General features: G+C 37.5%; 22 protein-coding genes, 1 tRNA gene and 1 pseudogene. 16 read left to right on the top strand and 8 right to left on the bottom strand.

The window, feature by feature from the left end; genetic code table 11:
- Positions 1-102: 102 nt before the first annotated feature.
- Positions 103-939: an energy transducer TonB gene (locus tag C1A06_RS07055; RefSeq protein WP_101689736.1), complete on the bottom strand. Its 837-nt coding sequence runs from the start codon at positions 937-939 to the stop codon at positions 103-105.
- Positions 940-1102: 163 nt separating this feature from the next.
- Between C1A06_RS07055 and C1A06_RS07050 the strand changes: the two genes are divergently transcribed.
- The 14 genes from C1A06_RS07050 (at position 1103) to C1A06_RS06985 (ending at position 13137) form a co-directional block, all read left to right on the top strand.
- Positions 1103-1846, top strand: a complete 744-nt coding sequence (locus tag C1A06_RS07050; RefSeq protein WP_101689551.1) for a polyprenol monophosphomannose synthase — start codon at positions 1103-1105, stop codon at positions 1844-1846.
- Positions 1847-1894: 48 nt separating this feature from the next.
- A complete protein-coding gene (locus tag C1A06_RS07045; protein WP_101689550.1) occupies positions 1895-2521 on the top strand; it encodes a fumarylacetoacetate hydrolase family protein in 627 nt (208 codons plus the stop codon).
- A 112-nt stretch (positions 2522-2633) separates the two neighbouring features.
- Entirely contained in the window at positions 2634-3815 is a 1182-nt protein-coding gene (gene porV / locus C1A06_RS07040) for a type IX secretion system outer membrane channel protein PorV (protein WP_101689549.1), read from the top strand.
- Between the two features lie 2 nt (positions 3816-3817).
- Entirely contained in the window at positions 3818-4300 is a 483-nt protein-coding gene (ispF, locus tag C1A06_RS07035) for a 2-C-methyl-D-erythritol 2,4-cyclodiphosphate synthase (RefSeq protein ID WP_101689548.1), read from the top strand.
- Positions 4301-4315: 15 nt separating this feature from the next.
- Complete coding sequence (mnmC2, locus tag C1A06_RS07030) at positions 4316-4978, top strand: tRNA (5-methylaminomethyl-2-thiouridine)(34)-methyltransferase MnmC2 (RefSeq protein WP_101689547.1); 663 nt, start codon at positions 4316-4318, stop codon at positions 4976-4978.
- 67 nt (positions 4979-5045) lie between these two features.
- Positions 5046-6032 carry a tRNA dihydrouridine synthase DusB gene (dusB, locus tag C1A06_RS07025; protein ID WP_101689546.1) on the top strand — a complete coding sequence of 329 codons (987 nt, stop codon included), beginning with the start codon at positions 5046-5048 and terminating at the stop codon, positions 6030-6032.
- Positions 6033-6057: 25 nt separating this feature from the next.
- Positions 6058-6783 carry an alpha/beta hydrolase gene (locus C1A06_RS07020; protein ID WP_145996359.1) on the top strand — a complete coding sequence of 242 codons (726 nt, stop codon included), beginning with the start codon at positions 6058-6060 and terminating at the stop codon, positions 6781-6783.
- Positions 6784-6858: 75 nt separating this feature from the next.
- Complete coding sequence (gene cysS, locus C1A06_RS07015) at positions 6859-8331, top strand: cysteine--tRNA ligase (protein WP_101689544.1); 1473 nt, start codon at positions 6859-6861, stop codon at positions 8329-8331.
- A 102-nt stretch (positions 8332-8433) separates the two neighbouring features.
- Positions 8434-9132 (top strand): DNA alkylation repair protein, encoded by a 699-nt coding sequence (locus C1A06_RS07010; protein WP_101689543.1) that lies wholly within the window; start codon positions 8434-8436, stop codon positions 9130-9132.
- A 5-nt stretch (positions 9133-9137) separates the two neighbouring features.
- A complete protein-coding gene (locus C1A06_RS07005) occupies positions 9138-10358 on the top strand; it encodes a M16 family metallopeptidase (RefSeq protein WP_101689542.1) in 1221 nt (406 codons plus the stop codon).
- Positions 10359-10391: 33 nt separating this feature from the next.
- Positions 10392-11093, top strand: coding sequence for a porin family protein (locus tag C1A06_RS07000; protein WP_101689541.1), 702 nt, complete (start codon positions 10392-10394; stop codon positions 11091-11093).
- An 82-nt stretch (positions 11094-11175) separates the two neighbouring features.
- Positions 11176-11487, top strand: a complete 312-nt coding sequence (locus tag C1A06_RS06995; RefSeq protein ID WP_101689540.1) for a hypothetical protein — start codon at positions 11176-11178, stop codon at positions 11485-11487.
- A 209-nt stretch (positions 11488-11696) separates the two neighbouring features.
- Positions 11697-12989: a tyrosine--tRNA ligase gene (gene tyrS, locus C1A06_RS06990; protein ID WP_101689539.1), complete on the top strand. Its 1293-nt coding sequence runs from the start codon at positions 11697-11699 to the stop codon at positions 12987-12989.
- Positions 12990-13066: 77 nt separating this feature from the next.
- Positions 13067-13137: transfer RNA gene (locus tag C1A06_RS06985), tRNA-Gln, on the top strand.
- Between the two features lie 624 nt (positions 13138-13761).
- On the opposite strand, the gene C1A06_RS06980 is transcribed toward C1A06_RS06985, so the two are convergent.
- Genes C1A06_RS06980 through C1A06_RS06965 form a run of 4 tightly spaced genes read right to left on the bottom strand, consistent with a single transcriptional unit; the run spans position 13762 to position 20873 of the window.
- The gene (locus C1A06_RS06980; RefSeq protein ID WP_101689538.1) at positions 13762-15036 is read right to left on the bottom strand and encodes a DUF4302 domain-containing protein; all 1275 of its coding nucleotides are present in this window, start codon (positions 15034-15036) and stop codon (positions 13762-13764) included.
- Positions 15037-15048: 12 nt separating this feature from the next.
- Positions 15049-15945 (bottom strand): zinc-binding metallopeptidase, encoded by an 897-nt coding sequence (locus C1A06_RS06975; protein ID WP_101689735.1) that lies wholly within the window; start codon positions 15943-15945, stop codon positions 15049-15051.
- A 39-nt stretch (positions 15946-15984) separates the two neighbouring features.
- Positions 15985-17562 carry a RagB/SusD family nutrient uptake outer membrane protein gene (locus tag C1A06_RS06970; RefSeq protein ID WP_101689537.1) on the bottom strand — a complete coding sequence of 526 codons (1578 nt, stop codon included), beginning with the start codon at positions 17560-17562 and terminating at the stop codon, positions 15985-15987.
- A 14-nt stretch (positions 17563-17576) separates the two neighbouring features.
- The gene (locus C1A06_RS06965; protein ID WP_101689536.1) at positions 17577-20873 is read right to left on the bottom strand and encodes a SusC/RagA family TonB-linked outer membrane protein; all 3297 of its coding nucleotides are present in this window, start codon (positions 20871-20873) and stop codon (positions 17577-17579) included.
- Between the two features lie 759 nt (positions 20874-21632).
- Between C1A06_RS06965 and C1A06_RS06960 the strand changes: the two genes are divergently transcribed.
- Positions 21633-21950 carry a hypothetical protein gene (locus tag C1A06_RS06960; RefSeq protein WP_101689535.1) on the top strand — a complete coding sequence of 106 codons (318 nt, stop codon included), beginning with the start codon at positions 21633-21635 and terminating at the stop codon, positions 21948-21950.
- A 303-nt stretch (positions 21951-22253) separates the two neighbouring features.
- On the opposite strand, the gene C1A06_RS15345 is transcribed toward C1A06_RS06960, so the two are convergent.
- Positions 22254-22442, bottom strand: a complete 189-nt coding sequence (locus C1A06_RS15345) for a phage integrase SAM-like domain-containing protein (protein WP_159461390.1) — start codon at positions 22440-22442, stop codon at positions 22254-22256.
- An 848-nt stretch (positions 22443-23290) separates the two neighbouring features.
- On the opposite strand from C1A06_RS15345, the gene C1A06_RS06955 reads away from it, so the two are divergent.
- A complete protein-coding gene (locus C1A06_RS06955; RefSeq protein WP_101689534.1) occupies positions 23291-24232 on the top strand; it encodes a DMT family transporter in 942 nt (313 codons plus the stop codon).
- An 87-nt stretch (positions 24233-24319) separates the two neighbouring features.
- Here C1A06_RS06955 and nagB read toward each other — a convergent pair whose 3' ends face one another.
- Together nagB and C1A06_RS06945 are read right to left on the bottom strand one after the other, a co-directional pair.
- Entirely contained in the window at positions 24320-25132 is an 813-nt protein-coding gene (gene nagB, locus C1A06_RS06950; protein WP_101689533.1) for a glucosamine-6-phosphate deaminase, read from the bottom strand.
- A gap of 53 nt (positions 25133-25185) precedes the next feature.
- Positions 25186-25580: pseudogene (locus C1A06_RS06945) on the bottom strand (glucosamine-6-phosphate deaminase); the annotation flags it as partial.

Here is a 25580-nt window from a genome sequence, read left to right as displayed (position 1 = left end):
TATTTTTCTGTCATTGAGCGGTTTTATTCTCGATACATCTATTCAAAAAAAGGGAGCCGGACTTCTCCGACTCCCTACTTTCCATATCAATTTCAAATCAAGCTACTGTAGTTTATAAACAACCGGCAATGTGAAATAAACCGGAACATTACGTCCGTTCTGCTTACCCGGAATCCATTTTGGCATCATCTTCACAACTCGTATAGCCTCTTTGTCACAAGCCGGATCTATTCCTCTCAGCAATTGAACATCTGATATATCACCCGCAGCAGTAACTACAAATCGAATAATAACCCGTCCTTGTATATTTTGCTCCTGCGCAGTAACCGGATATCTTAGATTTTTCCCGATAAATGCATACATTTCAGATTCACCGCCTTTAAATTGAGGCATCACTTCAACCGAAACATGAGGAGGCTCCTCTTTTTCGGTATCATTACCGACAATTACTTTATGTTCTATCAACTCATCCATAGTTACTCCAGTAGTCAAATCACTTTGAATATCATGAGTCGATATACGGATATCAGTACTATTCAATTCATCCATCGACTTCATTTCATCTCCGTCCACAACTTTATCATCCGCTGTAATAAGCGGTGGGGTAAACTTTACCGAAGAAATCAATGGCGGTGGGGGTGGTGCCAATTCTTCTCGAATTATATTTTCTTCCGGAACTGGCAAATCTACTTCAACCTGAGATATCAAAACCTCTTCATCCATTGTGCCAAGTCCAGCCCCTCTATTAAGTTCTTTCACTGCCCCAATTACCTGAGGCAATAAAGAAACAAAAAGCATAACTACAAAGATAACCCCCAAGGCCACCATATGTCTCTTTGACGAGGTCTGCCTCAGTGCATAAGCACCATATTTTTTATTCTTATCTTTGAATACCATTTCGCACCATTCGGTCGAATCAATGTTAAATCCTTTTTTCATAGCTGTAATTTTAAAAAATTGATAATCTATTTGCTGTTTTCTACTTAATAGAGTATGCAAATTGAAAAATTCCATAAATGCTCTGAAAAAAAATATTTTTCAATGCTAAAACTCGCTAATCAACTTAATTAGTAGTATTTTTGCAGACGTAATTCAAACGCTCATGAAGTCAGACTCTTTAGTAATAATACCGACATATAACGAGAAGGAAAATATCGAGGCGATAATCAAGGCAGTATTCGGACTACCTAAGGCTTTCGACATACTCATTATTGACGATAACTCGCCAGACAAAACTGCCGATATTGTTCGTACAATGCAACCTAGCTATAGTGATCAACTATTTATGATAGAACGCAGCGGGAAACTGGGTTTAGGGACTGCATATATTGCCGGGTTCAAATGGGCATTGGATCGTGACTACGAATATATATTCGAAATGGATGCTGACTTTTCACACAATCCAGAAGATCTTCCCCGACTATACGAAGCTTGTGCCAATGAAGGTGCTGATGTTGCTGTCGGATCGCGCTATTCGCACGGAGTAAATGTTGTGAACTGGCCAATGGGACGTGTCTTGATGTCTTACTTCGCATCTATATACGTGAAAGTAATTACACGCATGAAAGTTTCGGACACCACAGCCGGATTCGTATGTTATACCCGTCGGGTTCTTGAGACCATTGATCTTGACAATATAAAATTCAAGGGTTATGCATTTCAGGTAGAAATGAAATACACGGCATATACACTTGGCTTCAATATAAAAGAAGTATCCATCATCTTCGTAAATCGTGTTTTAGGTACATCAAAAATGAGTTCTGGCATCTTCCGCGAGGGTGTCGTAGGAGTCATATCGATGCGTATCCGCAAAATGTTCGGTAAAATCAAGCCGCGCAAAAAGTAAAAAACACTATCTTTGTGCCTTATTATTAATCAGTAAGGCATTATTCATATGAAAATTATTTGCGTAGGTCATAACTACAATGCGCATAACAAGGAAATGAACCGCGAAGCACTATCGTCGGCCAGTGACCCTGTACTGTTTATGAAGCCCGATTCGGCAATCCTTCACAACGATAAAAACCAATTCTACCTCCCCGATTTTAGCGAAAACATTCACTACGAATTGGAAGTAGTCATTAAAATCGACAAAATGGGGAAAAATATCGCTGAACGATTTGCTCACCGCTACTACAACGAGATTACCATAGGTATAGATTTTACCGCGCGCGATCTGCAAGACAAACTGAAAGCTAAAGGCTTGCCTTGGGAAATATCGAAAGGATTCGACAATTCGGCTGCACTTGGAACTTTTGTTCCGAAAGATAAATTTGGCAAAGCAATGGACGATCTGGATTTCACACTCCTAAAAAATGGAGAACAAGTACAGATTGGCAATACAAAAGACATGATCCACTCGATAGATAAAATCGTAGCATATGCCAGCCAGTTTTTCACTTTGAAAACCGGCGACCTCATCTTCACCGGAACACCGGCAGGTGTAGGCAGAGTCGACATAGGCGATACCCTGATAGGGAAGCTAGAAGGAGAAGATTTACTGAATGTATTGGTTTGTTAAGTATTTAATGTTAAAATAAAGGCTAGCGACAATAAATACAGAGATTATCAGTTTTAATCTATAATACACATAATAAAGAATCATAAGAAATTAAAAAATCAAGAAATACTACATGAAAAGAGTAATTTTCTCAACTTTATTGGCTTCTGTCCTGACTCTATCGACAGTTAGTCTTACTGCACAAACAAACACAGAAAAATTCAATCCTATCCAAACCGCTGTTCCATCTTTGGGTATTGCACCTGATGCACGCGGAGGAGGTATGGGAGATGCCGGTGTTGCTACTGCACCCGATGTATATTCACAATACTGGAATCCTGCAAAATATGCATTCGCACCTAACAAAGCCGGAGCAGGTATGAGCTTCACTCCATGGCTAAGCAATATTGTTGACGATATATACCTTGCATACGGAGTAGGATATTACAAAATCGGATCGGGCGACAATCAAGCATTGAGTGCTTCATTCCGCTATTTTTCGATCGGCGATGTTCACCTGAACGGGAGCAATGGGCTTGAATTTGCAGTCTTTTCTCCATACGAAATGGCATTCGACATCAGTTATTCAAGAAAACTAACCGAAACATTCTCACTAGCAGCTACACTACGTTATATTCGTTCCGACTATAATGCTCCCACTCCTGATGACGAAGGAGGTTCGGCAGACAATACATTTGCAGCCGATATCGCGGGTTACAACGAATCATATATCAATATAGGACAATCGGAAAGCTTACTTAGCTTTGGATTCAACCTATCAAACATAGGAGGTAAACTTTCGAACAACAGCGGAGCACATGGTGTTAGAGATAATTTCCTCCCTGCAAATATGCGTATCGGAGCTTCATTGATGTATCCTGTAAGCAGTGTTAGTACACTCTCATTCAGTTTAGACATCAATAAGCCTCTAGTTCCGACACCACCAATTGTAAAGGATGGAGAAACTAGCGAGAGTGAAAGTTACCAAAAACGATTAGACGACTACTATTCAACAAGCGGTATCGCAGGAGTATTCAAATCATTTGGATCTGAAGATGGTGGTTTTTCAGAAAAACTAAAAGAAATAACTTACTCGGCAGGGGTTGAATACGATTATAACGATCAATTCAGAGTACGTACAGGTTATTTCCACGAGAACAAGATGAAAGGTAATCGTCGTTACTTCACATTTGGTGCAGGATTCAAATTTAAATCAGTTCAGCTGGATGCTTCATATCTACTGTCAACTGTAAGTCAGAATCCGCTAGACAAAACTCTACGAGTTTCATTAGCTTATAATTTTGCTTCAAAATAAATATGAAAATACGTGTAGGATTTGGCTACGACATGCACCGATTGGTTGAAGGTAAAGACCTTTGGATGGGCGGAGTCAAAATAGACTATAAAAAAGGATTATTAGGACATTCTGATGCGGATGTCCTAATTCATGCTATATGCGATGCCTTGCTAGGCGCCGCCAATATGCGCGACATAGGCTTTCATTTTCCGGATACAGCAGCCGAGTATAAGAATGTAGACAGCAAGTTGTTACTTGCCGAGGTTCGCAAACTTCTAGCCGGCAAAGGCTATTCGATCGGCAATATCGACTCGACTATCTGTGCCGAAATGCCAAAGATGAATCCGCATATTCCTGCTATGCAAAAAGTAATGTCCGAAATATTACAGATCGACATTGATGATATTTCGATCAAAGCTACGACTTCCGAAAGGATGGGTTTCGTAGGTCGCGAAGAAGGTATTACTGCTTATGCAACTGTACTGATCGAAAAGAAAGACTAAAAAATTATTCCTGATATGAGAACTAAGATTGAAACAACGGCCGATGGTTCTCACACACTCTTTGTACCCGAGCTAGACGAACACTATCATTCGGTCAATGGCGCGGTACAAGAGTCGATGCATATTTTCATACGAACCGGCTTGCATCATCATCCCGAACGTGAGCTTAACATCTTCGAAATAGGATTCGGCACCGGACTGAATGCCTATCTGACAGCTATAGATGCAGAACAAAATAACCGTCTTATACGTTATACATCCATCGAAGCTTATCCGGTAGACCAAGAATTAGCCTCACAGCTCAATTATCCATCACAAGCAGGACAGCGAAGCGATTTATTCGCAAGCCTTCATGTGGCCGAATGGGATACTCCGATCAGGATAAACGACAACTTTATTCTCCATAAGATCGAAGCTGATTTTACGAAATTCGATTTCAGCCGTATCGAAAAAATAGACATCGTCTATTTCGATGCATTCGCGCCCGAGAAGCAATCGGATATGTGGTCACAAGAACTATTCGATAATCTGTATCGTGTGATGAACAATGGAGGGATACTTGTCACCTATTGTGCTAAAGGAGTAGTCCGCCGTATGATGCAACAATCGGGCTTTATGGTCGAACGACTTCCCGGTCCGCCTGGTAAGCGGGAAATGCTCCGCGCTACGAAAATCTGAACAAAACACTCAATTTTCGAGCCGGCGATTAATTAATATTTGATAGAAACCGTACTCAAAAACAAAAATGAAAATAGGTAATATTCAGTTCCCTGACAAAGCGTTATTTCTTGCTCCGATGGAAGATGTAACCGATATGGGATTCCGACTACGTTGCAAACACTTTGGCGCCGATATGGTTTATACCGAATTCGTATCGAGCGATGCTCTAATACGTGGTGTAAACAAAACCGAAGCTAAAATAGCCATCAGCGAACAAGAACGCCCCGTAGCTATTCAGATATACGGACGCGAAGTAGACGCAATGGTAGAGGCAGCTAAGATTTGTGCAGAAGCAAATCCTGACATCTTAGACATCAATTTCGGCTGTCCCGTAAAGAAAGTAGCAGGCAAAGGAGCCGGATCGGGCATGATGCGCACCCCCGAACTGATGGTTGAAATCACCCGCGAGGTAGTAAAAGCCGTAAATATACCCGTTACCGTTAAAACCCGCCTCGGATGGGACGATAACTCGAAAATAATAGTCGATCTAGCCGAAGAATTGCAAGATACCGGCATACAAGCCTTGACTCTTCATGGACGTACCCGAGCGCAGATGTACACCGGGCAAGCTGATTGGTCATTGATAGGCGCAGTAAAAAATAATCCTCGTATGCATATCCCTATTATAGGTAACGGCGATGTTACAACGCCCGAAATCTGCAAGCAACGTTTCGACGAGACAGGGGTGGATGCTATAATGATTGGTCGAGGAAGTATAGGTAGTCCTTGGATTTTCGAAGAAATAAAACATTATCTTTCTACGGGAGAAAAACTTTCGCCGAAAAGTTTTATTGAGTATCTTAACGTCTTGAAAGAAATGGTCAACGCCAACGTAGCTAATGCAGGAGAAAGAGGTGGTATACTTCACAGTCGTCGTCATTTGGCAGCTACTCCCGTATTCAAAGGAATTGCCGATTTCAAAAAAACACGTGTTGCCATGCTTCGGGCCGAAACTGTTGAAGAATTATTTTCGATTATGGACGACATCCCGAATAGTTACGAAGTAGAATAAGAAACCTGATAAATAATCCAACAAATTGCCTAATACCTCGAATCCTCAGAAAAATATATGGAAAAAGTTACAAGCTTTTTTCGGAGTAAGAAAACGGAGTAAAAAAGTTTACTTCGTTTCAGGTATGTGCAATCCATGCTCGGTTTTCGACAATATAGTTCTACCCGAGGGTTACGAAAAAGTTTACATCGAATGGCTCATCCCAAAAGAAGATGAACTGCTTGAAGCCTATGCTATACGTATGGCCGAAACAATTGACAAGTCCGAGCCATTTATCCTCATCGGCTATTCATTCGGCGGCATTATCGTACAACTGATGAATGCTTTTCTCGATCCAACGAAGACGATCATCATATCTTCAATGAAAAGCGAGAAAGAAATACCACAGTTATTCAAATTTGCAAAAACATCACACTTCTTCAAGTACGTACCTAAGTCGGTATACGGCTCAACAAATTTCGTTACCGATATATTTACCCGCTACCTGTACGAACTTCCGACTGAAGAAGTTCGCCAGCTAATGACCATAACCGATCCCGTATATGTAAGATGGTCTATCGAACAAATCACACACTGGACTCCTAAAATAAAGTGTGAGAATTTGTATCACATACACGGAACCAAAGATCAAATTTTTCCGTTCCGGCAAATCGACAATGTTTACGGCGTAATTAACGGCGATCATCTGATGGTTATTCACCGAGCTGAAGAAATAAGTGCACTCATCGATCATATTATTCTCGAAAAATAAGCTTCTTATCATCTGATTAGCTTGTTTTGAATAAATTAATGTAAATTTGTACCTCCAATTATCAGATATATAAACATGCAGAAATTATCTATTTACAATACGCTTTCACGCGAAAAAGAAGTATTCGAACCGATTCATGCTCCGCACGTGGGGATGTATGTCTGCGGACCAACAGTATATGGCGATGCACACTTGGGACATGCCCGCCCTGCAATCACATTCGATTTACTATTCAGATACCTTACTCATATAGGTTACAAAGTACGCTATGTACGTAACATTACCGACGTAGGCCATCTGGAAAACGATGCTGATGAAGGTGAAGATAAAATTGCAAAAAAAGCCCGTCTCGAGCAACTTGAACCAATGGAGGTCGTACAATTCTATAAGAATCGTTACCATCGCGCAATGGATGCGTTGAATGTACTTCAACCAAGTATCGAACCGCACGCATCGGGCCATATTATCGAACAAATTGAATGTATTAAGAAAATTATCGAAAACGGATACGCTTACGTGAGCGACGGATCGGTATATTTCGATGTACAGAAATACAATAAAGATTATAACTACGGAATCCTTTCGCACCGCAATATCGAAGAGATGCTGAATACTACTCGCGATTTGGACGGACAAGACGAAAAAAGAAGCAAAGTGGACTTTGCCCTTTGGAAGAAAGCTGCACCTGAACACATCATGCGATGGCCTTCACCATGGAGCGATGGTTTCCCTGGATGGCATATCGAATGTTCGACAATGAGTATTAAATATCTTGGTCACAATTTCGACATTCATGGTGGAGGATTGGACTTGATGTTCCCTCATCACGAATGTGAGATCGCTCAGAATACAGCTCTTGAAAAGGAACGTGTTGTAAAATATTGGATGCACAACAACATGATCACAATCGGTGGTCAAAAAATGGGTAAATCGCTAGGAAATTTCATCACTCTTGACGAATTTTTCGAAGGATCGCACAAAATGCTTACTCAGGCATACACTGCGATGACTATCCGTTTCTTTATTTTGCAAGCACACTATCGCAGCACAGTCGATTTCAGCAACGAAGCTTTGCAAGCCTCAGAAAAAGGTTTATCCCGTCTATTGGATGCTTATGCAAAGATTGATAAACTTCAAGCATCAACAGAATCGACGGCAGACGTAAAAAGTCTTCGTCAGAAATGTTACGATGCAATGAATGATGATCTGAACTCGGCAATCGTTATTTCTCACTTGTTCGAAGCTGCTACAACAATCAATGCGACAGCTGATGGCAAACAGAAATTGACACAAGAAGACATCAACGAACTGAAAGCTGTTTTCGACCTATTCCTATTCGACATTCTGGGAATGGTAGACGAATCGAAAGCCGGAGGAAATACCAACTACGAAGCTTTCGGCAAAGCTGTCGATCTATTGCTGGAAATCAGAGCGAAAGCTAAAGCAAACAAAGACTGGGCAACATCTGACCAGATTCGCGATGAGCTCGCTAAAGCGGGATTCGAAGTAAAAGACGGAAAAGATGGCTCGGAGTGGAAATTGAAATAACGAGACTTTATCTATAATTGAGAAGTTCTCTACAAAATACAAGTGACAGTAATATAAGCAATATAAAACTGTCACTTTTGTTACTTTTTTAAGGTCAAGACTATGACAGCAAAGGACATACAATTAGAACTAACAGAATACTCGACTCCTCAAAAAAAGGAGTTCCTACCCTACTTTTTCAAGACTGGGGAAGGGCAATATGGCGAAGGCGATAAGTTCTTGGGAGTAGTTGTTCCTGACACTCGGAAAGTAGCAAAGAAATACAAAGAGTTACCTTTCTCCGAAATTGAGAATCTTCTCAACAACGAATATCACGAATGCCGTCTGTGCGCATTGCTCATCTTGGTCGAACGATTCAAAAAGGCCTCAGAAGAGGATCGTAAAAAGATTTTCGAGTTCTATCTGGCACATACCAACCGCATCAACAACTGGGATCTTGTCGATCTCAGCGCAAAAGATATCGTAGGAGAATATCTGATCGACAAAGATCGATCGGTTTTATACGATCTTGTAAAAAGCCAATTATTGTGGGAGCAGCGTATAGCAATCGTATCTACATATGCATTTATCCGTCGAGGCGATTTGTACGACACATTTCTATTATCCGAGAAGCTGCTTGATCACAAACACGACTTGATGCACAAAGCTGCCGGATGGATGCTGCGCGAAATGGGTAAGAAAGATCTGAATATGTTACGGGCATTTCTTGACAACCATCATAAACAAATGCCAAGAACAATGCTGCGCTATTCTATCGAGAAATTGGACAAAAGTGAACGCGCACATTACATGAAGAAATAAACAAAATGATATATCAATCACATATACTGGAAAACGGACTCCGAATAATACACGTACCGACTGGCGGGAATGTACTATACTGCGGCTTCTATATAAATGCCGGAACCCGTGACGAATCTGAAAATGAGCATGGTATTGCCCACTTCGTAGAGCATATGCTTTTCAAAGGAACTAAAAAGCGTCGAGCACACCACATCGTTAATCGCATGGAAAATGTAGGTGGCGAGTTAAATGCTTATACCAATAAGGAAGAAACTGTTATCTATTCAATATTTCTGAAAGAACACTTCGAAAGAGCTTTCGAATTACTAACAGACATTACATTTCATTCGCAGTTTCCGCAACGCGAGATGGACAAAGAAAAGCATGTCATCATCGACGAAATAGACTCATACGAAGACAGCCCTTCGGAACTGATATATGATGACTTCGAGAATATACTGTTCGAAGGATCGGGATTAGGGCATAACATATTAGGTGATCCGGAAACTCTGGAAAATTTTACGTCTGCAGATTTAAAAGCCTTTGTAAGCAGAAACTACAAAGCCAATAACATCGTATTCTTCTCACTAGGACAATACGATTTTAAGAAGATAATTCGCTACGCCGAAAAATATTTAGCCGAAATCCCAGCTGGTTCAGACACGCTAAACAGATTGGATGTATCCAATATAGATGCTGTTTCAAAGAAACTGATAAAAGACACCTCACAAGTACATGCTCTGATAGGTGGACGTGGCTACAATATAAAAGACCCTAAAAGAAAAGCTTTCAGCTTACTGAATAATATCCTAGGAGGCCCTGGAATGAATAGCCGTCTGAATATAGAGCTTCGCGAAAAGAGGGGCTATGTATACGGAGTAGAATCTTCGGCAACAGCCTATAGCAATACAGGCATGTTTTCAATTTATTTTGGAACTGGTCATCGCAACGAGCAAAAGTGCATTGATATCATCCATCGTGAATTGAAGAAAATGAAAACAAACAAACTCAGTGCAACACAACTTGCAGCAGCAAAAAAACAAATGATGGGACAAATGGCTGTAGCCAGAGACAATAGAGAAAGTCTTACCTTATCGTTAGGACGAAGTTTTTTTCACTTCAATCACATCAATTCATTAGAAGAATCATTCGCCTTTATTGAGAATATAACTTCTATCGATTTATTGGAAGTTGCAAACGAAATATTTGACGAAAGTAATCTATTTCAATTGGTATATAATTAATTATTGTATTTTTGCAGAATACGAATTGAGAATATGAAAGTTATACTAAAGACTCTACTTATAATTCTATGCTTTGTATGTGTATCAGATATAGATGCACAAATCGGATTGAGACGTAAATTATTCCACGAATTCCGCATGGGATTAAATTCTTCGGAAATGGATATAAAAGGGGCAAACCGAGACAAAAAAGTCAAAAAGGGTTTTCATTTCGGCTATGTTGGCACCTATAAATTCATGGAACCTTTTCAAGTTCAAACCGGAATATTTCTGACCAAGAAAGGTATGAAGCAATCCATAGATCGACGTACCGAGTCGGCTATTGGAACAGATATCACATATGAAAGAACCCGATATGAAATAGATGCCAATTATGTGCAAATTCCATTAATGATAGGCTGGGAAACCGATTACGACAAAGAATGGGTATTCAATATCAATGCTGGTGTGTATGGCGCATGGGGATTCAAAGGCCGCACTAAAAAGAACATGCGGATAGAAGAAATTATCGGAGAAGGATACGAGCCAGCCATTACATATGAGAACTCCAACATAAGAACTTTCACAAAATCGGTATTGAAAAAATTTGATTATGGAGTTCTGATTAATGCCGGAGTAATATACGATGTATACCTACTCAATGTTTCATACGAATATGGCCTATATAATGTATCGCAAGTAGATCCTGAATTACGAAATAGGAATCTTACACTATCCATCGGGCTTAGATTCTGATTAAATCAAGAAAGGAATATATCACAGAAAAATTACATATACTTCAGTCTTAAATTAGAGAATATTCTAAAACTATAGCATTATGGAAAATTTGGTTAATAGATTACGCGACGAAGCCGACTTGACAGAAGAGCAGGCTATAAAAGTGCTTTCCATAGTAAAAGACTACATGGACAACAATGATGTCAAGATAGATTGGAATAAATTCTTCAAAGGTAAACTAGATGAATTCTCTCTGAGATTCCATGAACTATCGAACAAAGTAAACGAGAAAGCAGAACCTTATGTAGACAAGGTATCGGAGGCAGTAGACGACTTCGTTGCAAAGGCTAAAAGAAGTGCCCACGATCTGAGTATGAAAGCAGCAGACTTCTTCGAAGAAGAAAAGAAATAACAAGAATACTTTCTTAGAATTCAGAGACTGTGGTAGTAAAGTTATCTATCACAGTTTTTTTATTATCTAACACATTAAACTCTAATAACTTTTCCTATTCTGAAAAGAAGTCGTATTTTTGTCCCCAAGCAAAAAATTCTGATGCTTCGATTGAAAGAAAAGCATTAATAACAATTTGCAACTAATTAAATATATTAAAAAACAAATCGATGAATTTTGTTGAAGAACTGAAATGGAGAGGTATGATCCAGGAAATCATGCCAGGAACTGAAGAACAATTACAAAAAGAATTAACTTCGGGTTATGTAGGTATTGATCCAACTGCAGACTCGTTACACATCGGACACTTAGTAAGTGTTATGATTCTTAAACATTTTCAGCGCGCCGGACACCGCCCGATTGCCCTAATAGGTGGAGCAACAGGTATGATTGGTGATCCATCGATGAAATCGCAAGAACGAAAACTATTGGACGAAGAAACGCTTCGCCACAATCAAAATGCTATCAAGAAGCAACTTGCAAAATTTCTTGATTTCGAATCAGACAAACCAAATGCAGCAGTACTAGTAAATAACTACGATTGGATGAAAGACTTTTCATTCCTTGAGTTTATTCGCGACATTGGCAAACACATCACTGTAAATTACATGATGGCTAAAGATTCTGTAAAAAAACGCCTTAACGGAGAATCATCAGAAGGTATGTCATTTACAGAGTTCTCGTACCAGCTACTTCAAGGATATGACTTCCTTCATCTATACCAAAGCCATGGTGTACGCATCCAAATGGGTGGGTCTGACCAATGGGGTAACATCACAACCGGCACCGAACTTATTCGTCGAAAAATTGGAGGTGAAGCTTTCGGATTGGTATGCCCGTTGATCACAAAGGCTGATGGTGGTAAATTCGGAAAGACAGAATCAGGCAATGTGTGGCTTGATCGTAGATATACTTCACCATACAAATTCTACCAATTCTGGTTGAATGTAAGTGATGCTGATGCGGAGAAATATATCAAAATATTTACAGCTCTATCAAAAGACGAAATAGAAGCTCTTGTTGAAGAGCAAAAAGCTGCGGCTCATCTTCGCCCACTTCAAAAGCGTTTAGCTAAAGAAGTAACCATAATGGTGCATTCGGAAGAAGATTACAATACAGCAGTTGAAGCTTCTGAAATTCTGTTTGGAAATGCAACTGCCGAAGCTTTGAAGAAATTGGATGAAGAAACCTTCTTGCAAGTATTCGATGGCGTTCCAACTTTTGAAATTTCAAAGGAAGAATTAGCCGGCGGAATCAAAGCTGTTGACCTTCTAACTGAGAAAGCTGCCGTTTTCCCTTCAAAAGGAGAGATGCGCAAGACTGTTCAGGCAGGTGGAGTACAGATAAACAAAGAAAAAGTTGCGGATACTGACTTATTGGTAGATTCATCATATCTCATTGCCGGTAAATACATTATAGCACAACGTGGCAAGAAGAACTACTTTGTGTTAGTAATAAAGTAATAAAATCATGTGCGAAAATTTGGAAGTTAAATAAACTTCACGTATTTTTGCACTGCTTTTTCAAAGAAGCGTCGGATTGTCTCATGGTGTAATGGTAACACAACTGATTTTGGTTCAGTCGTTCAAGGTTCGAATCCTTGTGAGACAACGCTACAAAAGACTAATTATTCTAATGGATAATTAGTCTTTTCTATTTCGGGGAAGAACTAGGGGAATAATAAAATACGTTACAGATTAAGAGAGAAGTGCCCTCCATTTATTACTTATTTCTTTTTATTTCTTTGTGAGCTTTTTTCGTTCAATAAAACATCATCTATTTCGTCATCCTAGTAAGATAAAAGATAGAGGTTAGAGTATTTTAGCATACTTGCGTAGTATAGGTTAAATATTTGTATTAAAAGAGATGATGAGCTAATCATTATTTCCGTTATATATATTTACAACTTCCTCAAATTCCAACACAATATTTCTCAAATCATCAATTTCATTTGAGACCTCGGAGCTTGCTCCGAGGTTATTCATTAACTATATATCAACAATATTTTGTCTGTAAAAGACATACAACTATAAGTCAAAACTTCTCAAGTTATAACCATAGGCTAGAATACAGAATACAAAATCAGACATTCTCTGGTTATATCCACTCCTTGAAGCTATGAGATAAATATATTCTTTTTTTAAAGATGAAACAGAGAAAGGAGCTATATTGGTTTCGCAACCTATAGCTCCTTTCAAAAAGCAGTGTTTGTATAAAAGTCTATTCTAAGATAGATTAATTTTTATATGGATAGGATACCATTGATTTGGACAAGGTATATGAGTTATTCGGATTGGACTTGTCAGTTATTGTAATATATTGAGGTTTATCTGGATTATCTGCTGCAATAGTGTAGTTTTTCTCTGAAGAACCTAAGCCTGCAATATAGTAATTAAAGCCATAGCTATTATAAAATGCAATACCATTAGCATCGCCATCCCAAACAAATTTCAGCTTTACTTCATCCTCACTAATCACTTCAGTATCATAGTAAAGTGAACCTGAATAATTAGAGGCGTTAGCGTGGAATCCAAATCTTCCATTACGTATTCCTAAGTATGCGTAATATAGCTCAAAGCCTCTCTGACCATATAATATTGTGTATGCATTTTGCCAATATAACTTCCCAAGATCACCCATATTACTATATGAAAAATACCATGATGATTGCAAGAACTGTTGCATCAAAGGTAAAATCTGAACTACAAATCTAGCACCACTCCCATTTACATCTTCAAAATACTTAAGTTCCCCTTCATCTTTATAAATCATTTCCGATACTTCGACACCATCGATATTAAATGGTTCGTAAAAACGAATTCCATCTAGCGTGAAGATATATGGAAGAACTTCTTGTATAATCTTACCATCTTCTCCGGCATAAGTAATGATAAATGTATTGTATGATACATTGGCCGAATATTGTTTATCATTGACTTGATATTCTAGCATTTCCCACTGCATTTTATAGACAGCATCTTGGTATTTAGTCATTAGTTCCGTCCAATTTTCATCAGCTCCGATAGGTGTCAGATAATTTATATTTCCGGTTTTGGTTCCTTTTAGTTTAATACGATCTTTAGTAGCTTCTAATATGATAAAATCATAATCACCACCTAGGCCAGTATCGTATGCTCCAACACCTTTGTTCGGTCCTGAGAAGAAATGTATCAAACTATTATTATCACTAAATGATAATACCGGACCCGACGAAGCTTTCAACTCCCATTCACTCTCTTCAGTATAGCTCGGATCGCTTAGTTCAGATGCAGCTTTAACAACTTCTTTATTAAAGTCCAAGAACAAAGTATATCCTCCATAATCTCTCGTTTTACTTGGAAACATATCCATTCGCCATCCGTTTTCGGCATTCGTTAGGATTTCCATTGCATTATCTAGAGCCTCCTGCATCCTCTCTGGCGAACTCTTATCGAATACATCATCTTGATCTTTAAGACATGATGTGAATAGCAATGGAATAGTTAATAATAATGTGTATATATATTTCATAGCTTAATATTTTTAATTAAGGGTATCTAAATCTAAGTCAAGTATTTCCGACTGACGACGAAGAACTATCTTGCGTAGTGAATCCATATCCAGCTTCCATGTACCTTCTATATAATTGGTAACAATATCCAATTTATTATTGATAATAAGAGCTCCACTATCTTTAGCCTGAACTAATTTATTCTTCCACTCCTCTTCCGTTGATGTAATATACACAGAATACAATTCAACAAAATCTTCATCTTGAGACTTAGACGCATAGGCTGTTATAAAACCATCTAACAATGGAGACTTATTCTCATACTTTTTATTCCAGCTATCTTGTACATACGAAGCACCCGAAATCTCTTTGAATGAAGGTGAATATGGCTTTGTTTGGTGTAAAATATGAGCAAATTCGTGATGCAAAGTCTTAAAATAATACGTATTAAATTGAACAATGTCAGCTTCTGTAAGATCTGTAAGAGGAATATAATTTACATTATTAATCGTTATTTTATATCCATTTTCAGCAGTAGCTAGTTGTATTGTTCCATTATTATTATAAGCCGGTGATCCAACCATGAAAAGTATTTTAGGATAATAAGTTCTTATAAAATCACGACTACCTGTATGCTCGTCATAAGTACCCAGAATCAAATGTTGAATCATTTTAGCCATTCGTATTGCTTTTTTCTTGTTTGCCGGCTCCAGATTGTAATTCATATCGGACTCTTTATCATCAAAACGATATTTAAAATCAATATTATAGGGTATGATGTAATTTGCTTCGATCCATTTGTCGAATTCATTCTTCTCTGATTTATCATCAGGGATAACACTTGTACTGCTAAGATCATCTTCGGAGCATGAAAATTGCATAGCGATGAATAATCCGAGGCACAGTATATAATATATATATTTTTTCATATTCATTTATTTAAAATGTTTATAATCGATAGGAGTGCATTAGCGTGGGTTAGGTTCTATTCCTGCCTCTAGGATATCAGATGGAATTTGTATCGCACGTCTTGGATCTCGTACTTCTAAAGGATTTGGAAATACTTCTGCGATCTTGCCACTCAAAATAAGGCGACGATGAACAACTATTCCGTATCGTTTTAGGTCAAACCATCTTAGACCAGTATGAAGTGTTTCATATCGTCTCATGAACAAGAGTAGATGGATCATATTTTCCTGAAGCCCTTTCTCTACCAAAAATTCAGGATTCAATTCCTTCATAGGTGTAGGGTTTTTAGGCGTATAATAACCTCCTGTTACGCCTACCCATGAATTAATTTCTTCTGGATTTTCAATTTGATAGCCTGACTTGTGAGTAGATTTTATCCAGATATTCATATCATCTACAGCTTTTTTGTACTCTTTTTTCAAAATATAAGCTTCAGCTCTTACCAATAAGGTCTCTTCTGCTGTAAATGCTGCGTATACTGTTCTACGATATCCTTTCAATGCAACCGGATCGGTGTATTCGAAAAGGTAAGGAAAACGAGGTAATAAAATTTTATTTAAATTTGCTCCTTCATATATAAATGGTCTTAAATAATACAAATCATATGTACCCCATGGACCAGGGAAAGTAATAGATTCCGTTTTAGCTGTTTCTGAGGCGTGGTTAAATCTGGATCCAGTATAAAATGCTCCGTAAATTAACCCCAGAGCCGATTTATTCGTCATCAATAATAAATTCCCTTTTTGTCTATGATGAATATATTCGGTAGATACTTTTTCCATCGGATCTCGGGGAATATCTGCTATAGCTGCGTTATCTCTCATCATATTCAGTGGTGCTGATCCAAGGACTTTACTTGCATATTCTATTGCCTTATCAAAGTCTTGATAGTATAGATAGAATCTAGCCGCAAAAGCATTTGCTGCATTTACATTGAAGTGATATTTAGGCACAGTATAGTACTCATCACTAACTAATGGAAGTGCTATTTGTAGGTCTCTGTCTATTTTCTCATAAACATCAGCAACAGTTCCTCTTTCATATTTAGGATTTAATGTCTTTTCTGGTTTTTCGGTAAATGGAATTCCTAAATCGGTTGCTCCAAACTCTTTTGTATAATGCTGGCAGAATACATTTACCAAAACAAAATGTCCATATGCACGCGCCAATAGAGCTTCGGCTCTTTCGGCGTTTAAATCCTCCGGAAATCCTTGTTTTTCAATCGCTTCAAGTGCATGATTGGCAGCGGAAATAGCACTATAACAAGCTTCCCAAACAGCCACAGAGGATTCATTGTCAGTCTGGTCAGTATCACTCCATTCGAAAACTTCTTTAGTAAATCGTTCGAAGTACGGATTATTAACTCCTCCAATGTCATCTGTATTATCTGAATATAATTCAGCTATCAGAGAAAATGTTCTTTCAGGATATGCAGATACTAAGAGCTTCTGTATATCTTTTTTAGTTTTCACTTCGGCTCTCTGGTCGGGCATTTCGTCCAATTTATCGTTACATGAACTGAAAAATATCAAGTTTAGGGCCAGTAGTGAAAGCAATATTATATTAAACTTTTTCATAAGCGTGTATTTTATTAAAGACCTAATCTAAGTGTTAAAGTAAATTGACGAGGAACCGGAGAAGCAACTCCTCCTGTATTGAAGAATTCAGGATCCTGACCATTCAATTTCTTATCAGCATACAAAAGGAAAAGGTTTGTCGCCTGAAGTTTAAGAGACATGTTGCTTAGTTTTAAAGTTTTTAGTACTTTCTCGTCAAAATTATATGTGAGCGATACTTCTTTCAATCTAATAAAGTCTCCTTTTGCTATTCGGGCAGTCGAATAATTGTATGCATTATATGCTGTTTCTAATTCTCTATCATTTTTTACTTGACGAGCACTTGCTATAACAGGAACATTTGTATATCTCTCGTCTCCCGGGACTGTCCATCTATTTTTAAATTCTCGTGGCATAGCTGTCAAGTCTGTATAACTGTCTTTGAACACTGGATCTAGTCTTACAACGTTGCCCCATGAATAGGTAAGGAAGAAGTTGAAGTTGAAATTCTTATAACGGAATGTATTTCCCAAGCTACCAAAATCTGTAGGGTCCGCAGTTCCCGAATAAACCAGATGATCTAGGTTGTCTATTTCTTGGAAATTAATATTACTTGTAGCTTCTTTGCCTTCTTCGTTGATCACGATAGGGAACCCTTCTTCAGATAGTCCTACAAATTGGTACGAAAATATTGAACGATGAGAATAACCTTCTCGAGCAAAACCTGTTCCCGAGACAAGATCTATAGCTCTTTTGCGACTCATCAAATCTGTCACCTTATTTTTAGTATGAGAATAGATGAAATCTGTTGACCAAGAGAAGTCTTTTGTTGTAATATTTTTTGTGGAAATACTTAATTCCAATCCATCCGATTCCATCTCTGCTACGTTGCCATACTTAAGAGACTCTCCACCTACTCCTTGCGAAAACATATAACCTATCAAGTCATAGTTGTTTCTCTTATACCAAGATACTTCGGTGTTGATCCGATTGTTCAAGAATCCGATATTAAGACCAATATTGAATTCATGTTTCTTTTCATAAGTCAAATCACTATTTTCTAGATACTGAATGTAAGTGCCTGATTCTCCAACATCAGCAAATGGGCGCCAAGGAGTAAAGCTTCTGATGACAGCTCTCGAGTTAGTTACAAAGTCAGGACCTCTATCGCCGGTCAAGCTATATGAAGATTTAAGAGATAAATGCGATAAAGTTGGTTCTAATGCTTTAAAAAAACTCTCTTCATGTATATTCCAAACTGCACCAATATTCCAAGTAGGCAACCATCTCGCAGAGCTTGATTTTCCAAGCTTGTTAGTCCCTTCGTATCTCAGCGTTCCATTCAAAGTGTAACGACCTTTGTATGAATATGTAGCAACACCAAAAAAAGCAACTTGGTTGTTTAAAATATTTTTCATTTCATAGTACTGATTATTATCTTCTCGTCCTTTTTTAAATACTTGGTATGCATAATATGGGACTTCTCCTAACGAATATTGCATTCCCCAACCACGGAACCATGTTTGGCGACGTTGAGATGTGTTGTATTCCATACCTCCATCGAGATTTAATATATGGGTCTCATCAAAAACCTTACTATAATTTGCTGTAGCTCTAAAGTCATATGCTAGTAATCTACGATCTGTGCGTTTATAAATACCTCCTTCTGGTAGAATCGATATAGGTATTGCATATGGATTATCCGGATCGGTGTATAAAAGAGGATTTTTATCTCTTATTATAGTAGTCGGCATAGCTCTGTATGCAGATGCTTGATTCGAATCGTCCAAGATGTGATGTTCTTCAGTGTTAGCCGAATAACGTACCGATCCCAACACAGATAGATTCAGACCTGTTATTGGTCTCCAATTTAATTGACCTTGAAAACGGATATCTGTTACATTCAAGTCTAAGTAATTATTATCCAATTCATGAAGGATATTAAAATCTGCATATGAACGTTTATAAAACGTGTTCAAATCTAATGCTCTTGATGTATTCAACGCATATGAATATGGGTTGATATCAAAATCACGTCTGATTTCTCCACTTACAGGGTCTAGTTCACTACCTAATGTTCCGGGTGCTCTTTGTTTACGATATGAACCGCTTGTAATGAGGTTAAATGATAGATTGTCGAATATATTGTATGTTGCATTAAGATTAGCCGTATATAGTTTAACTGAACTTTGTTTTGTCCAACCTTGATCCTGTAAAGTGCTTATTGATGCATAATAGTTTGATTTATCTGTTCCTGAAGTAAGACTGACGGTATGTTTATGCATAACATTGTCATTGAACAGATTTTTGAACCAATTCGTATTTCGATATTCGGCTTGACGCAAATATTCTTTTTTCGCATCATAAGTATTGAGTAATTCTCCTCGATTTATAAGTTCAAACATTTTTCCGTAAACACCGCTACTCGAGGCATTAGAGATCTCAGCGTGATTTAACCAGCCTTTTTCATACATTTCTTGATAAATACCCATTTGTTCTTGCGAGTTTGTAATATTAAACTCATTGTATAATGGTTTCACTCGGTATGTAAATTCGCCGGTATAGTTAATCTTGCTATGACCTGCTCGCCCTTTTTTGGTGGTAACAACAATAACTCCAGCCATGGCTCTGGCACCATATACTGATGTAGCTGATCCATCTTTCAGGATATCAAAGCTTTCAATATCCTCGGCATTTAACCCTGCAATGGCAGAACTAATTAACGTTTCTGCATTTCCTGACGATAAATCATCTGCACTAACATCCATTACATCTTCAATTATAACTCCATCAACTACCCAAAGAGGTTTTGAATTACCAAAGATAGATGTTGCTCCACGTACACGGATTTTAGGTGCTGTACCAAACGTACCTGTTACGTTCTGAACCGAAACTCCGGCTGATCGCCCTTCTAATGAGCGGCTTACATCAGTAATCCCGTCCAACATAATTTTGTCAGCACTAAGCTTATCTGCCGAACCTGTAAATAGTCTTTTGTCAGTGCGTGTTATACCTGTTACAACTATTTCATCCAGCTGTTGCGATGAAGGCTTTAATGTTATTCTCATATTCTGCTTAACAGCAACATCTTGGGTTTCATACCCTATAAAAGAGAAAGTTAAAGTTTTAACATTAGAAGGAATATTAATACTAAATTCTCCATCTGCATCTGTTAATGTGCCAGTCGTAGACCCTTTTACCGAGACGGTAGCCCCAATTATTGGTTCATTATTTTCATCTAAGACTAATCCTTTTATGTTCTGAGTCTGAGCAAAGGCATACCCTAAGCTGAGCAAAAAACATAAAATGGTAAATACTACTTTTTTTTTCATAAGCTACTTAGTTAAGATTAACAACTAGAAATATTCTTTTTTTCATTCGATAGTATTGTATAAATAATCACAATGTGTTTAAAGCTATAATTAACTATTTAGATGAGTGAGCCATCTCAGAGAGATCATCTAAACCGTATTTTAAGGTCTTCTAATTATCTATAATATACTTTTGATATTGACAGTATCGATTCTATTTATTTCCTTTTATTTCCGTAAATGTATGTGCAATAACTATTTTGGAATGAAATACTATTAATTATTCTTTTTCACTCTCCAATTGAAATTCTGAGATTCAAAATGATTAATACGAACAAGCTCTTTTAGTTATTTTATCATTAGGTCATTCCATTTGCTAATATATTATAAATTTTCTTAATCCAAGTGTATATATTAATGTTACACAACATACAAACAACAAGTCCTCTACGAAAATTATTCATAGTTAAAAATAATTTAAAGAGTCTGCTTGTACATAATCTTATATATCAGCAAATAGATTTCAGTTATCTTGAATAAAAAGTGAAGCTACATTTTTATTTTCTCCCATTTGTATCCTTTTTTCTTTGTTCCTCTGAGGTTCTGTGCAAAACGTGTATAAAAAGATATTTAGATAGGTGTCGGAATTCTTTGTTTAGTATATTAGGGGAGTTGTTTAGTCGTGATACATATCATAATGTTTACGGGTTTATAGATTAATCGCTTGAGTGTTTTGATAGGAAAAATGATTATATTTATTCACGGTCAAAACTAAAGATTATGGCCAAGGCAACAACAAGCAGTGCCAAAACTCAGGCACGTAATACTACCGGTCAATTTATCAAGGAGATTCGTCGTAACACTGCAAAAATCTATACCTCTGAGCAAAAGATCCTAATTGATCTGGAAGCTATGTGTGCAGAGCTTTCCGTTTTGTGCCCAGTAATCATCATAATTGATATAACTGATACTCCTTCTAAGAATGCATTCGTTGCAAAAGATCTTCTTGCAGTATGTGCTGTTACTAAATCATATTTGCAGATGATCTTTTCTATTTTTCCATTGTCTTTCGCCTTTTTCTCTTTTCAGTATATATAGCTTCATTAATCTCTACCAATTTTGCTACTTCTTTATTGAATATTTGACTACTTGGTACTTTGGGCAAATCATTTTTATATTTATCTAAAATTTTAAGCACTTTCCAGTGTATAGGAATGCAGACCTTATCTCGTATTTTCTATGTGATAATATCAATAATGCCATCCATTGTAATATTTTCAGAGCTAAGGCGATATAGGTCAGAATATCGTAGTCCTGTATATGAAGCTATCAAAAACAAGTCTCTTACCTTGTCAAGTCTCAAATTCGTACTCAGATCAAGTCTGTATACTCGCTTTAATTCTACTTCATTAAGATAAATGAACGAAGCTTATAGCTTTGATTTACGACCAAACCACTTTCTGAAGCGTTTCTCAGAAATGTTTTTAGATTCTTTATCCTACATCCTATTGTATTGGGAGCATATGATTTATTTTCTAAAAAGGCAATGAAAACACGATAAAAATCCAAGTCAATATCTATAAAGATCAAAGTATAAAACCATCTAAAACCTCTTTTCTTCGAAGCACACTAAAAACTTTTAGATTCAACCTTGAGGCTTTCACAAATAATAAGGCTAAACAATCCTAAAACCAACATTATCCACATTAGATCGAAGAGCACGCGTTTAACAAATATCTTTCAAAACAAAAATCAAACTTATTTAAAAGAAAAGAAATAAACACATTTATGGTTTCGTAATAATTTCTATCTTTATTGTATTGAAAAGACTAAAACTATTATTAGATATATTATATTCTGATAATTGAGATAATATAATTTTACAAAAAAAATAAAGTCATACATGCTTCACAGCTCATATGACTTCCATTAACACAAACTTTACAAAACTACACAATATATCTTTATTTGTATACAATTTACTTTTTTATCGAATCAACACTAACAATTTTCTCTTATTGATTACGACACAAAAGTACGTTATTGAAGTCAAAAAAACGAGCAAAAAATATTTTTTTAATCCCAATTTAGTTTCTATTTAACAACAACAATAACACACAAGTCTCGTTTTGGCAATAATGTTAATAAATTAACGAAATAATTGTTACAAAATCAACCACACCGCTTATAAGTAGTACTGAGTCAAAATAAAAGCATCCAAATTTGCACTTCTAGATTTACCAAAGCGGAAAAATGCATTTTTTATATTTAATAATTTTGCCATTTAAGCAAAATGTTATAATTTTGCACCCCAGATAAGGACCGATCAACTAAAACTCTAACATTAGGGAAGAGAATAGGGAGTTTTAGTATCCTTTTGCAATCAGAAATTTTGCATACCCTAATAATTTAACATCATTAATTAAATTATTTGACTCATGAGCAAAACTAAGATTTTCCTTATACTTCTAATTATAGGGACTGCATTCTGGGGAATATCATTCCCGTTATCAAAAGAAGCTTACACATCAATTACTCCGTACACGTTCATGTTCTATCGTTTTCTGATTGCAGCGATAGCACTAGCTATCATATTCTACAAACAGATTCTAAACATTAATAAATCAACATTCAAAAAAGGAATAATATCTGGGATATTTCTTTTTATGGGAATCTGTTGGCAAGCAGTTGGGCTAAAATACACAAGCGCATCTAACGCATCGTTCATCGCTGGAATAGAGGTTGTGATGATACCTCTTTTCGCATTCATCTTTATGAAAAAATCGATACAGCCAAAGATATGGGCTGCATGTATACTGGCACTAGGAGGGCTATACACTATAGCAATGTCATCAGGATTATCTAATTTTAAGATTGGAGACTTAATGGTATTTGTCGGCTCAATATTTTATTCAACATATGTACTATATGTCGGAAAAATCAGCCAAGAAAAGCAATCTTCAGAATCTAAATTAGACGCAAAAGCACTAGTAATAATGCAGCTATTCGTCTGTGCTATAGCTAGTGGAATTGTTACAACCATACAAGGTGGACTTAGCGCCATAGCATTACCAATGTCAGCTAAAATATGGGAATCGCTTCTTTTTGTAGGAATATTTTCAACAGGTTATATGTATTGTATTCAAAATATAGCACAGAAATACATAGCTCCAGAGAAAATTGCCCTCACATACTTATGTGAGCCTATATTTGCAACAATCTTTGCATATTTTATGCTAAATGAAGCAATTACTACAACAACTGTAGCAGGAGGATCATTGATATTGATCTCGATGTTTATCTCTGAGGCTAATATTCCTAAGCTATTCAAATCACTGCAACGTATAGCAGTCCCCGTTAAAATAAAACACCGAGACTAAGTACAAAATTTCTCATATAAATAAAAAGAGCGGCTCTCATTTCGAGGCCGCTCTTTTCATTTATTATATACTTTATGATCGGATGTTTTATTTCAACAATGCCTCGGGGTTCAGATTCTCTTTCTCAATATCCTTAAAGTAGTTGTAAGTACCCACCTTCAAGTCGAAACAAGCCATCTCATCACACACGATAATCGCATGCTGATGCATCTGCAGTGCAGTAATTGTCCATTGCTGACTGACAGCACCCTCTACCACTTCATGAAGCGCACGTGCCTTGTTGTGACCATTGACCATGATCAATACTTCTTTAGCATCCATCACCGTACCAACACCTACCGTTACCGATGTCTTAGGCACTTTGTTGATATCGTTATCAAAGAAACGTGAGTTGGCAATGATTGTATCCTGAGTCAGTGTCTTGATACGTGTACGCGATGTCAGTGATGATCCCGGCTCGTTGAAAGCGATATGTCCGTCTGGACCGATACCTCCAAGAAACAGATCAACACCTCCAACTGCTTTCATCTTCGCTTCGTAAGCTTCGCATTCTGCTGTCAGGTCTTCTGCGTTACCATTGAGAATGTTTACATTCTCTGCTTTGATATCCACGTGGTTGAAGAAGTTGTTCCACATAAACGAGTAGTAACTCTGCGGATGATCTTGGGCTAAGCCCACGTATTCATCCATATTGAAGGTAATAACATCTGCAAAGGAAACACGCCCTGCCTTGTAGTGTTCGATCAAAGCCTTGTACATACCCATCGGCGATGAACCGGTTGGCAGTCCCAGTACAAAGTGTTTCTTTCCTTTAGCCTTAGCTTCGTTGATACGGCTTACGACATAATTGGCTGCCCATTGCGACAACTGAGCGTAGTCAGGCTGAATGATTAGTCTCATTGTATTTTCTGTATTTTTATACTTTTATGTATTTTATGCTTTTACTTTCTTTATTATAAAGGTCTGTACTGAACAAATGCTTCGATAGCCTCGTAGCTAGCCAAGCCTAACTTGTGATAAAGTTCTGCTGTTGCTTTGTTACGGTCTTCCGAACGTTGCCAGAACAAACGTTCGTCATCTCCTAAGAATGGAGCACTTTCCATTTGCGATTGGTGTTTCAGAATCGAGTTGCGTTTCGAACGGAGTTCTTCCGGTGAGATAGGAACTGCCATCTCAATATGGTCGATCTCCCATTCTGCCCATGCACCGCGGTACATCCAGATACGGCAGTCTTCCAGCCATTTCTCGCCTTTGAGTTCATCAATAGCTGCAAGGATAGCATCCAGACAAACACGGTGTGTACCATGTGGATCGGCTAAGTCTCCGGCTACGAAGATCTGGTTAGGTT

The sequence above is a fragment of the Dysgonomonas massiliensis genome (genome assembly GCF_900240225.1).
GTDB lineage: Bacteria > Bacteroidota > Bacteroidia > Bacteroidales > Dysgonomonadaceae > Dysgonomonas > Dysgonomonas massiliensis.
This window is presented reverse-complemented; position numbering and strand designations above follow the sequence as displayed.

Excerpts from the sequence above, each read along its gene's own strand:
- C1A06_RS07055 (WP_101689736.1), bottom strand. The coding sequence starts at position 939 with ATGAAAAAAGGATTTAACATTGATTCGACCGAATGGTGCGAAATGGTA.
- C1A06_RS07050 (WP_101689551.1), top strand. The coding sequence starts at position 1,103 with ATGAAGTCAGACTCTTTAGTAATAATACCGACATATAACGAGAAGGAA.
- C1A06_RS07045 (WP_101689550.1), top strand. The coding sequence starts at position 1,895 with ATGAAAATTATTTGCGTAGGTCATAACTACAATGCGCATAACAAGGAA.
- porV (WP_101689549.1), top strand. The coding sequence starts at position 2,634 with ATGAAAAGAGTAATTTTCTCAACTTTATTGGCTTCTGTCCTGACTCTA.
- ispF (WP_101689548.1), top strand. The coding sequence starts at position 3,818 with ATGAAAATACGTGTAGGATTTGGCTACGACATGCACCGATTGGTTGAA.
- mnmC2 (WP_101689547.1), top strand. The coding sequence starts at position 4,316 with ATGAGAACTAAGATTGAAACAACGGCCGATGGTTCTCACACACTCTTT.
- dusB (WP_101689546.1), top strand. The coding sequence starts at position 5,046 with ATGAAAATAGGTAATATTCAGTTCCCTGACAAAGCGTTATTTCTTGCT.
- cysS (WP_101689544.1), top strand. The coding sequence starts at position 6,859 with ATGCAGAAATTATCTATTTACAATACGCTTTCACGCGAAAAAGAAGTA.
- C1A06_RS07010 (WP_101689543.1), top strand. The coding sequence starts at position 8,434 with ATGACAGCAAAGGACATACAATTAGAACTAACAGAATACTCGACTCCT.
- C1A06_RS07005 (WP_101689542.1), top strand. The coding sequence starts at position 9,138 with ATGATATATCAATCACATATACTGGAAAACGGACTCCGAATAATACAC.
- C1A06_RS07000 (WP_101689541.1), top strand. The coding sequence starts at position 10,392 with ATGAAAGTTATACTAAAGACTCTACTTATAATTCTATGCTTTGTATGT.
- C1A06_RS06995 (WP_101689540.1), top strand. The coding sequence starts at position 11,176 with ATGGAAAATTTGGTTAATAGATTACGCGACGAAGCCGACTTGACAGAA.
- tyrS (WP_101689539.1), top strand. The coding sequence starts at position 11,697 with ATGAATTTTGTTGAAGAACTGAAATGGAGAGGTATGATCCAGGAAATC.
- C1A06_RS06980 (WP_101689538.1), bottom strand. The coding sequence starts at position 15,036 with ATGAAATATATATACACATTATTATTAACTATTCCATTGCTATTCACA.
- C1A06_RS06975 (WP_101689735.1), bottom strand. The coding sequence starts at position 15,945 with ATGAAAAAATATATATATTATATACTGTGCCTCGGATTATTCATCGCT.
- C1A06_RS06970 (WP_101689537.1), bottom strand. The coding sequence starts at position 17,562 with ATGAAAAAGTTTAATATAATATTGCTTTCACTACTGGCCCTAAACTTG.
- C1A06_RS06965 (WP_101689536.1), bottom strand. The coding sequence starts at position 20,873 with ATGAAAAAAAAAGTAGTATTTACCATTTTATGTTTTTTGCTCAGCTTA.
- C1A06_RS06960 (WP_101689535.1), top strand. The coding sequence starts at position 21,633 with ATGGCCAAGGCAACAACAAGCAGTGCCAAAACTCAGGCACGTAATACT.
- C1A06_RS06955 (WP_101689534.1), top strand. The coding sequence starts at position 23,291 with ATGAGCAAAACTAAGATTTTCCTTATACTTCTAATTATAGGGACTGCA.
- nagB (WP_101689533.1), bottom strand. The coding sequence starts at position 25,132 with ATGAGACTAATCATTCAGCCTGACTACGCTCAGTTGTCGCAATGGGCA.